Source organism: Methylibium sp., from assembly GCF_013817345.1.
Classification (GTDB): domain Bacteria; phylum Pseudomonadota; class Gammaproteobacteria; order Burkholderiales; family Burkholderiaceae_C; genus Methylibium.
The window spans coordinates 1-8,265 of sequence record NZ_JACDCW010000134.1 but is presented as its reverse complement, the minus strand read 5'-3'; the positions used below and the strand labels follow the sequence as shown (position 1 = coordinate 8,265).

At 63.8% G+C, this 8,265-nt stretch carries 8 protein-coding genes and 2 pseudogenes; 6 read left to right on the top strand and 4 right to left on the bottom strand.

All coding sequences use genetic code 11. The features are described 5' to 3' along the window. From H0W40_RS17990 to H0W40_RS17980, 3 genes and pseudogenes are all read left to right on the top strand, one after another. Positions 1–1,188 (top strand): annotated as a pseudogene (locus tag H0W40_RS17990) (IS66 family transposase); the annotation flags it as partial. 198 nt (positions 1,189–1,386) lie between these two features. After that, positions 1,387–1,788 carry a phosphonate transporter gene (locus tag H0W40_RS17985; RefSeq protein ID WP_292448997.1) on the top strand — a complete coding sequence of 134 codons (402 nt, stop codon included), beginning with the start codon at positions 1,387–1,389 and terminating at the stop codon, positions 1,786–1,788. Positions 1,789–1,856: 68 nt separating this feature from the next. Beyond that, positions 1,857–3,128: a sensor domain-containing diguanylate cyclase gene (locus H0W40_RS17980; RefSeq protein ID WP_292448995.1), complete on the top strand. Its 1,272-nt coding sequence runs from the start codon at positions 1,857–1,859 to the stop codon at positions 3,126–3,128. A gap of 93 nt (positions 3,129–3,221) precedes the next feature. On the opposite strand, the pseudogene H0W40_RS17975 reads toward H0W40_RS17980, so the two are convergent. Further along, a pseudogene (locus tag H0W40_RS17975) lies at positions 3,222–3,977 on the bottom strand (IS5 family transposase). Between the two features lie 85 nt (positions 3,978–4,062). On the opposite strand from H0W40_RS17975, the gene H0W40_RS17970 reads away from it, so the two are divergent. Both H0W40_RS17970 and H0W40_RS17965 read left to right on the top strand, forming a co-directional pair. Further along, a complete protein-coding gene (locus tag H0W40_RS17970) occupies positions 4,063–4,662 on the top strand; it encodes a GGDEF domain-containing protein (protein WP_292448994.1) in 600 nt (199 codons plus the stop codon). Between the two features lie 180 nt (positions 4,663–4,842). Continuing rightward, on the top strand, positions 4,843–5,211 hold the full coding sequence (locus tag H0W40_RS17965) for a cupin domain-containing protein (protein ID WP_292448992.1): 369 nt from the start codon (positions 4,843–4,845) through the stop codon (positions 5,209–5,211). Positions 5,212–5,364: 153 nt separating this feature from the next. On the opposite strand, the gene H0W40_RS17960 is transcribed toward H0W40_RS17965, so the two are convergent. The 3 genes from H0W40_RS17960 to H0W40_RS17950 all read right to left on the bottom strand — a co-directional run bounded on the left by H0W40_RS17960 (position 5,365) and on the right by H0W40_RS17950 (position 7,322). After that, on the bottom strand, positions 5,365–6,369 hold the full coding sequence (locus tag H0W40_RS17960; RefSeq protein WP_292448991.1) for a DUF4142 domain-containing protein: 1,005 nt from the start codon (positions 6,367–6,369) through the stop codon (positions 5,365–5,367). A gap of 472 nt (positions 6,370–6,841) precedes the next feature. Continuing rightward, the gene (locus H0W40_RS17955; RefSeq protein WP_292448989.1) at positions 6,842–7,111 is read right to left on the bottom strand and encodes a type II toxin-antitoxin system RelE/ParE family toxin; all 270 of its coding nucleotides are present in this window, start codon (positions 7,109–7,111) and stop codon (positions 6,842–6,844) included. After that, the gene (locus H0W40_RS17950) at positions 7,095–7,322 is read right to left on the bottom strand and encodes a DUF6290 family protein (RefSeq protein WP_292448988.1); all 228 of its coding nucleotides are present in this window, start codon (positions 7,320–7,322) and stop codon (positions 7,095–7,097) included. Before H0W40_RS17950 ends, H0W40_RS17955 begins: the two co-directional genes overlap by 17 nt. Positions 7,323–7,966: 644 nt before the next feature. Here H0W40_RS17950 and H0W40_RS17945 point away from each other — a divergent pair. Next, positions 7,967–8,265, top strand: a 299-nt coding sequence (locus tag H0W40_RS17945; RefSeq protein ID WP_292448986.1) for a hypothetical protein, incomplete at its 3' end; no start/stop codon positions are given.

The window sequence follows — 8,265 nt, the reverse complement described above, 5'->3', positions numbered from 1 at the left end:
GCGCGAGATCGGCGTGCAGACAAGCGAGCAGCTGGACATCGTGCCGCAGCAGGTGCGCGTGATCCGCCACGAGCGGGTGAAGTACGCCTGCCCGTGCTGCGACGGCGGGCTGCGCCTTGCGGTCAAGCCGCCGCAGGTGATCCCCAAGGGCTTGCTCAGCGAGGCGGCGCTGGCCTGGGTGATCACGTTGGGCTGCCGCTGTACCGGCAGGCCGCGCTGCTGGGCCGCTTCGGCGGTACGGACCTGTCGCGCAACACGCTGGCCGCCAGCGTCGTGCGGGTCGGTCAAGCGACGCAGCCAGTGATCAACCTGATGCGCGACGCTCTGCTGGACTCGTTCATCGTCCACGGCGACGAGACCGAGGTGCAGGTGCTCAAGGAGCCCGGTCGAAAGGCCCAGGCCAAGAGCTACATGTGGGTGCAGATGACCCAGGCCAGCGGCCGCGACGGCACCGGCCCGCCGATCCGGCTGTTCGGCTACTCGCCGAGCCGCAGTACCCAGGCGGCCAGGACACTGTACGAAGGCATGCGCCCAAGCGGCGTGCTGATGAGCGACGGCTACGAGCCGTACGCCACTATTGCCGAGCAGCACCGGCTGGTGCACCTGGGTTGCTGGGCCCACTGCCGACGCTACTTCCACGAGGCGTTGCAGGCACTGCCCAAGGACAAGCGCGGGCCGGAGCAGTTGCCGGCGCGCTTCATCGAACTGATCGGCCTGCTGTACAAGGTCGAGGCCGAGGCGCGCGATGCCGAGCTGGATGTGCAAGCTGTGCGACAGCGCCGCCAGACGCACAGCAAACCGGTGCTCGAGCAGATCGAAGCGCTGGCGCTGCAGCACCTGCACGGCGTGCTGCCGGGCAGCCTGCTGGGCAAGGCGCTGCACTACGTGACGGCGCAGTGGCGCAAGCTCGTGCGCTACGTCGAGGACGGACGCTTCCCGATCGACAACAACGCCTGTGAAAACGCGATCCGTCCGTTCGTGGTCGGGCGCCGCAACTGGCTCTTCGCCGACACGGTGGCCGGCGCCCATGCCAGCGCGAACCTGTACTCGCTGCTGCAGACCTGCCTGGCTAACGGGATCGAGGGCTACCAGTACCTCAAGGCGCTGCTCGTCGAATTGCCCAAGGCCAGGACCGTCGACGACTACGAGGCCTTGCTCCCCTGGCGCATCGCAATGACCGGCCGCTGATCAGCAGACCGCCGTAGGCGCAAGGCAGCGGTCAAAAGACCGCTTACGATTCACCCCCGTGTGCCGTAGGAAGAGCGTTCTCGTATCTCACAGGCGCCACGTCGACCCGCTCGTTCAAGTCGTGGCGCATACCGCCGATATCTTCGGCAAGCAACCGCATCAACCTTGCCCGCGCACGACGGGCACACCGCGAGCACGATGGACATCATGAACACAGCCACAGCTTTCACCTTCGCTGACGTCAGCCTGAAGACCCACCTGGATCGGTCAACCGACGAGGAGCTCGATGCGCTCGATTTCGGCGTCATCGGGGTCGACGACAAAGGCCTCGTGCGACGCTACAACAGCTTTGAATCCAAGGCTGCAGGGCTGTCGCTCCCGCGGGTGCTGGGCCACGCTCTCTTCACGGTCGTCGCACCCTGCATGAACAACTTCATGGTGGCACAGCGCTTCGAGGATGCGCTTGAAGCGCACGTAAGCCTCGACGTGACGATCGACTACGTCCTGACCCTTCGGATGCGACCGGTCAAGGTCAAGCTTCGGCTGCTGGCCTCACCTGCCGAGGCAACGCGTTACGTACTCGTCCATCGGCCCGCCTGAGCGGGCTTAGACCCATGCCGTCCACCACCGTCGGGGAAGAGTACGAGGCGCTGCTCCAGTTCCTCTACATGGCGCCGATCGGGCTCGTGCAGGCGCGCAGTGACGGCGAGATCCTGATGGTCAACCCGATATGCGCCCAGCTGCTCATGCCACTGTCGCGCAACGGCGAGCTGACCAATCTCTTCACCGCGCTCGAGGGCTTGGCACCTGACCTGCGTCACCGTGTGCAAACCTTCGAGAGCACGCACGGCATGATCTGCGAAGCGATGCATTTGCAGATCAACGCTGGAGCGCAGGGTCGCAAGGACTCCCAGATCCTTTCACTCAGTCTGCTCAAGCTGGACGCTGAGCGCCTCATGGCTGTGCTCAGCGACGTAACGCAATCGGTCAAGCGCGACCGCGAGCTGCGGCAAAGCCAAGCCTGGATCAATACGCTCGTCACCGGCCTCATCGATTACGCGCTCGTTGCGCTGGATGAGTGCGGCCGCCTTCAAAGCTGGAACGCGAGCATTGGCCGCGTCACCGGCTTCGAGCAGCATGAAGTGGTGGGACAGGATTACTCGCTCTTCTACCCGCCCGATGGCATGTCTGCCGACAGGGTGCTCGACCGTCTCTGCGAGGCCGATGAAAGCGGCTGGAGTCTGGATGAGGGCTGGCGCATGCGCTCCGATGGCACGCGCTACTGGGGCAGTTGCCTCATCGCGCCACTGCATGCGCCCGACGAGGCGCAGTCCGAGGCCCGCGCTTACAGCCTCATCATCCGAGACGTCTCCGACCGCCGAGAAGCGACCGAAGCGCTGCGCAATTCCGTGTCGTGTGACCACCTCACGGGGCTGGCCAACCGCCGCGCCTTCTTCGATGGCGCGGAGCTCGAGCTGCAGCGCTGGAAACGGGCCCCGCGCCCGCTCTCAATGGTGATGATCGACGCCGATCACTTCAAGCGGATCAACGATCTGCACGGTCACGCTGCGGGTGATGCGGTGCTGCGGCACCTCGCGGCGGGTCTGTCCGCCACCTTCCGCGCGATCGATGTCGTGGCTCGGATCGGCGGCGAGGAGTTCGTGGCGCTGCTGCCTGGGACCACGATCGAGGGCGCCGAAGCAGTGGCCTTGCGTCTGTGTCGCAGCATCGCCGAACAATCCGTCGAGGTAGACGGTACGCCGATCCGCTACACGGTGAGTGTGGGCATCGCCGCGATGGAAGAAGGCGTGGAGGGAATCAACACGTTGATCCAGCGGGCCGACGTAGCGATGTACGCAGCAAAATCGAACGGCCGCAACCGGGTCGAGCGCTGGCACGCCGACCTTCGCCGCGCATCCTCCGCTGCACAGCCGGCATAACACGTCAACTCTGAACCATGTCGGCTGCGACTCCGGCCGCCTACGAGGCGCTGATCGCGTTTCTGTACCGGGCGCCGATCGGCCTAGGGCCTGTTAACACAACCGCAGTCCATCCGCGATCAACGCGAAGCTGATGAAGCCGAGGAACATCACATCGAGCTTCTCGAAGCGAGAGAAGATGCGACGATAGCCCTTGAGTCGGCGGAACAGTCGCTCGACTTCGTTGCGCCGCTTGTACATCTGGCGGTCTTACTCCCAGGGCTCGATCCTGGTACTGAGCGGCGGCACGACTGGGATGAAGCCCAGATCGAGCGCCAGTTGCCGCGTCTCGTTGCCCTCGTAGGCACGATCCATCAGCAGGTGCAGCGGACGGTCGGGACTGCCCAGCTTGCGCAAGAGCGCGCGGCCCTCGGGCGCGTCGTGCGCCTGTCCCGGCGACAGCGAGAACGTTATGGCCGTTCGAGCATCCGCGGCAACCATATGAATCTTGGTGTTCCAACCGCCGCTGGATTTGCCGATGGCTTGCGGGCCGTTTCTTTAGCGCTCCGGTGCCATCGGGATGCACCTTGATGCTCGTGCTGTCGAGCGACACGGCTTCGATCTTGATGCGCACCACCTGAGCACGTTGCAGTTGCTCGAACACCCGGTCGAGAACGCCCGCCTTGGACCAGCGGTTCATGCGCGTGTAGATGGTGTGCCAGTTGCCGAATCGCTTGGGCAGTCCGCGCCACTTGCAGCCATGCTCTGCGACGTAGAGCACTGCACGGTCAGGTTCAACAGACTGACGTTGCCACGCTGCGTGGGAAGGCAATGTTCGATCTGCTCGAATTGGGCTTGCGTGATCTCCATGCATGAATTTTCTCGCATCATGCATGCTCGAATCAAGTAGTGTTAACACGCCCTAGTGCAGGCCACGTCCGAAGGGGAGATCACCATGATCAACCCCATGTCGACGCAATTACTGATGCCGCTGGCACCACACGGCGACCTGCTGAACCTGTTCGATGTGCTCGATCCGGTGGCACCGCAACTGCGTGAACTGGCGGTCGCGGAAAGTGAACCTGGCGCCGTGATCTGCGATGGATTGCGTGTGCGGCTGACTTCAGTCGGCCAGCCGGCCGAGCTGCCGTCGACGCTGGCAATCAGCCTCTTGAGGCTCGACGAAACGACACTGATGTGCAGCGTCAGCGACGTCACACTGGTCGTGCAGCAGGAGCAGCAGCGACTTGTCAGCCAGCTGCGAGACGCGACACGGATCGACAGTTTGACCTTGATGCCGAATCGAGCCGTCGTGATCGAGCGCATCGACGGCGCGCTGCACAAGGCGCGCACCGATCCCCAGTACGAGTTCGCGGTACTGTTTATCAATGGTGATCGCTTCAACCGGATCAATGTAACCCTCGGCCAGTCGGCCGGGGACGAGTTGCTGCGGCTGATGGCTGCACGGATGAATGGCACTGTGCGAATGCGCGATGCGGTCGGCCGCGCAACGGATCCCGAACAGACCGCCGCGAGGCACGCACGATCCAGTTGATCGTGCTCATTCGACCTCGCCCGAGCAATAGGGCCTTGAGACCGCGCTTACGGAGATGCTGCGAGCTTTGCGAGAGCTGCGTTCTCTCCTGCCGCCCGGTGGCGACCCCAATGACTTCCTGCCGGTTATTGCGGGCACGCAGGCGCGCCAAGCCGCTTGCGGGCAAGCCTTCCGGCAGGCGTGGCGTGGCCGCGCAGCCTGCGCGGTGCCACGGCTAGCGCCTGGCGCCGGATCGCGCACGGCGTGCGCTGGAGCCGGGTCACGCTCGCCGACGCAGCCGCCAACGTGTACCTGCTGCGCGTTGCTGCTGGCAAGGTTCTGCCGGAGCACAGCCATCGCGGCGGCGAGCTCACCCAAGTCCTGCACGGCGCCTTCCACGACGGCGACGAGCGCTTCGCTGCCGGCGATTTCGACGAAGCCGATGACAGCGTCCATCACCAGCCAGTCGTTGCAACGTGCGGCGAATGCATTTGCCGCACCTCGGTCGAAGGGCGTGTTGCGTTTGACGGCGCAATCGCGCGCGTGCTGGGCTCGCTGCTCGGGATGTAGGTCGCGTGACTAGCGCAGACGTTCCGCAAGAAAAGCCAGGATGCGCTCGACCGCCTCGTGAGTTGGCTCGCCTTCGCGATCGATGAGACCGATGGTGAGCACGCTGTGCGGCGGCTCGGGCTGAGGTTTCGCCGACGCGCCGGGGAGAGATTGCTAACCCTTCATCCGACCTTGCAGCGTCTTCGCCTTTTCGAGGTGTGCGGCGATCTCGGCCCGCGTTTTCGCAAGATGGTTCTTCAAGGGCTCGTTGCTCGCTGCCTTGACGAGGTCGTTGTCGATCATGTTCAGCGCTTCCTCGTGGCCTTTGATCATGGCCGCGATGTAGGCACGCTCGAACGGCTCGCCGTTCAGCGGCACGAGCGCGGCAAGCTCTGCCGCGCCCTTCTTCTGCACGCGTTCGACCTTGGGCGTGTTGACCGGTGTGACGCCGATCTGTAGACCCAGTTTCATGGTCTGGTCCATGTTCATGCCGTGGTGCTCGTGCAGCATCTTCGCGTAGTCCATCACCGGCGCACTGAGCTTCTTCATCTTGGCTTGCCCGGCCGCGAGCACTTCGTTCATGTCGACGGCGATGACGGTAGCGAGGATCTCCGCATTGGCCGTTCCTCTCGATGCAGCGGGTGCTTCGGCTGGTGGCAGAGGTGAGCCGGCGATGACCGGCTTGTCGGCGAAGGGCGTGGCGCTCGCGCTCGGTGGCTGGAACTGAAGCGCCTCGACATAGGGCGGGTGCTTGCCCGCCACGTCCTGCTTGACGATGTCGCCGAAGGCCTGCCGCGCCTGCGCGACGGTCTTCTTGCCGGTGACGATGTCGTGATCGAGGTTCAAGGTCAGGATGTTGTGCCCTTCCAGATCGCAGCGCGCCGACAGCTCGCCGACCGTGCGGTTGATCGTGCTGCTGGCATCGAATGCGATCAAGTCGCCGACCTTGTCCTGGGGCACGTCGTAGGCGATGGTGTGCTCCAGAAAGTCCACGTGCGGCAGAGGGAAGTTGTGCGGTGTTTCGAGCTTCAGAACTGCGACCCGTTTAAAGGCGCCGACGTTGTGCCAGACGAGCCGTTCGGACGTCACCTCGTGCGGACGGCCGTACTTGGCCATCATCTGAGCCGCCCCGAGCCGCGGGCGCTCCGGCCAAGCGGCGATGATCTGCTCCGCCGACATTGCACTCGTCCGTTGGAGATCGGGCGCCGCAGCACCGCTCGGCATTGCCGAATTCCGATTCATAGAATTGCAGCCCGTCAGAAGGGTGGCCGCTGCGGCGGTCAGCAGAGCGGATAACTTCATCGCGTTCATGTGATTCCTTTCGCGAAAGCGGGACGCTTTCGGCTGCTAGCCGGTGAGCAAACCGCATGCCTCACTGATCGGCTGGACCACGAGATGGGAGTCGACCGGCAGAGTCATCACCGCGGCGCAGTCACTGCAACGAGCAGACCAGCGACGACCTTCCGGTGCTTCTGTCCGATGCTCAAGAGGGGGCAGCGGAGTACCACACCCTTTCGCGCGGGCCTTATCACCGAGGACGGCCTAGCGTCCGGCTAAAGCCGGAGCCGAAGAGGCGAGCCGATCCAGGACCGAATCGAGGGAGCTCAAAGGGGAAGCTTCTAGCGAGCTGCTACAGCTGCTTCTACGCCGCTCAACGGTAGACGTCTTTTCGGTTACCCATCTCGATCACCAGGATGCGAAGGGCGCTGTCCTCGATGTCGCAAATGACGCGGTAGTCGCCGACTCGGTAGCGCCAGAAGGTGCCCAGCGTCGGGCCGGTCAAGGCCTTGCCCAGGCTGGGAGGATCTTCGTGGGACGCCAGGCGCTCGCGTAAGAAGGCGAGGATGCGTTTGGCATCGTTCCGGTCCAGCTTTCCGAGCTGCTTGGCCGCCGTACCCGTCAGCTCAATCCGCCAAGCCACGCTGACGCTCCACGTCCTCGAGGCTGTAGACGGGCTCTTGGCCCTTGCGGACGCGTTCCATCGTGGCTGAGGCCAAGTAGAAATCCTCCAAGTCCTCCAGTCCGTTTGTCACCAGCTCGCGCAGGTAGTACGCCTTGGTGCGGCCCGTCATGACCGCCAGGTGGTCGAGCCGCTGTTCAATCTCCGGGTCGAGTCGGATGGAAGTCGCCATCGTAGAGCCTTTCGATATCTGTATTCAGTGTATCGCACCTGCATAGGTGAACTCTGGCCACGGAACTGTCCACCGTGGTCGCCCTGAGCGTCGGCCGACAAGGAAATGGCCGTAGCGCTCACGTTGCGTGGCGGTCAGGAAGCTGACGGGCATGAGACGCCAGCACTCTCAGCTTGGCAGAGCGTGACTTTGAACATAAATCGAGAGGCAGTTCTTCACTGCATCGGCAAGATGCACTTCATAGTCATGATCGTCTTCTTCCTGGAAATCGACCTATGTTGACCCTCAATCCGCTTCCTTGGTGGACGACACGACGCCCGCGGGGCAGGAGGTGATCCAGCTTGCCGACGGCTCGCTCAAGAACCATCGTGTGTTCGCGCGACGGTGAGTGCATGACACTGGACGTTCCGCCGGCACCCGTATCGGCGGTGGGTCTTCGCACGTCCTGGCGCGAGTTCATCAATTGACCCAGTTGCCCGATCGATCAGCGCCACGCCTGCCACTCGGAGAAGCGCTCGCCCGGTGGTCGCTTTGTACAAGCCATGACACTGCACAGTTCTGCACCTTTCCCTGTCATCGAGTTCGATGCCCTCAATGAGTGGGAGTGGCCTGCGCCGCCGTTCGTGTTGCACTGCGCGCCGATCGTGGCCGGCGTCTTGCAGCCCTGCCGCATTGAAAGCCGCAGTGGCGCGTGCGTCGAGATGCAGCTGGTCCGGTTCGATGCGGCCGGCGCAAGACTCGTGTTGAGGCCGCACGGCGAGGGCACCGAGGTGTCCGTGCCTTTCTCGCGTTTTCGACGGCTCACACTGACGACTCCGGTCGCGCCGCTCAAGCAGCTCGCGGATGCGCCGGCAGAGCAAATGCCGACCCCGGCAAAAGTGCGGAGCTACAAGATCGAACTGACCGGCTCCTCCGGGCTGCTGACCGGTCGTTCTGCAGGCCA

What these genes read in the sequence shown, in the direction of transcription:
- H0W40_RS17985 (WP_292448997.1), top strand. Translation starts at nt 1,387, where the DNA reads ATGGACATCATGAACACAGCCACAGCTTTCACCTTCGCTGACGTCAGC.
- H0W40_RS17980 (WP_292448995.1), top strand. Translation starts at nt 1,857, where the DNA reads ATGGCGCCGATCGGGCTCGTGCAGGCGCGCAGTGACGGCGAGATCCTG.
- H0W40_RS17960 (WP_292448991.1), bottom strand. Translation starts at nt 6,369, where the DNA reads ATGTCGGCGGAGCAGATCATCGCCGCTTGGCCGGAGCGCCCGCGGCTC.
- H0W40_RS17950 (WP_292448988.1), bottom strand. Translation starts at nt 7,322, where the DNA reads ATGGCGACTTCCATCCGACTCGACCCGGAGATTGAACAGCGGCTCGAC.
- H0W40_RS17970 (WP_292448994.1), top strand. Translation starts at nt 4,063, where the DNA reads ATGATCAACCCCATGTCGACGCAATTACTGATGCCGCTGGCACCACAC.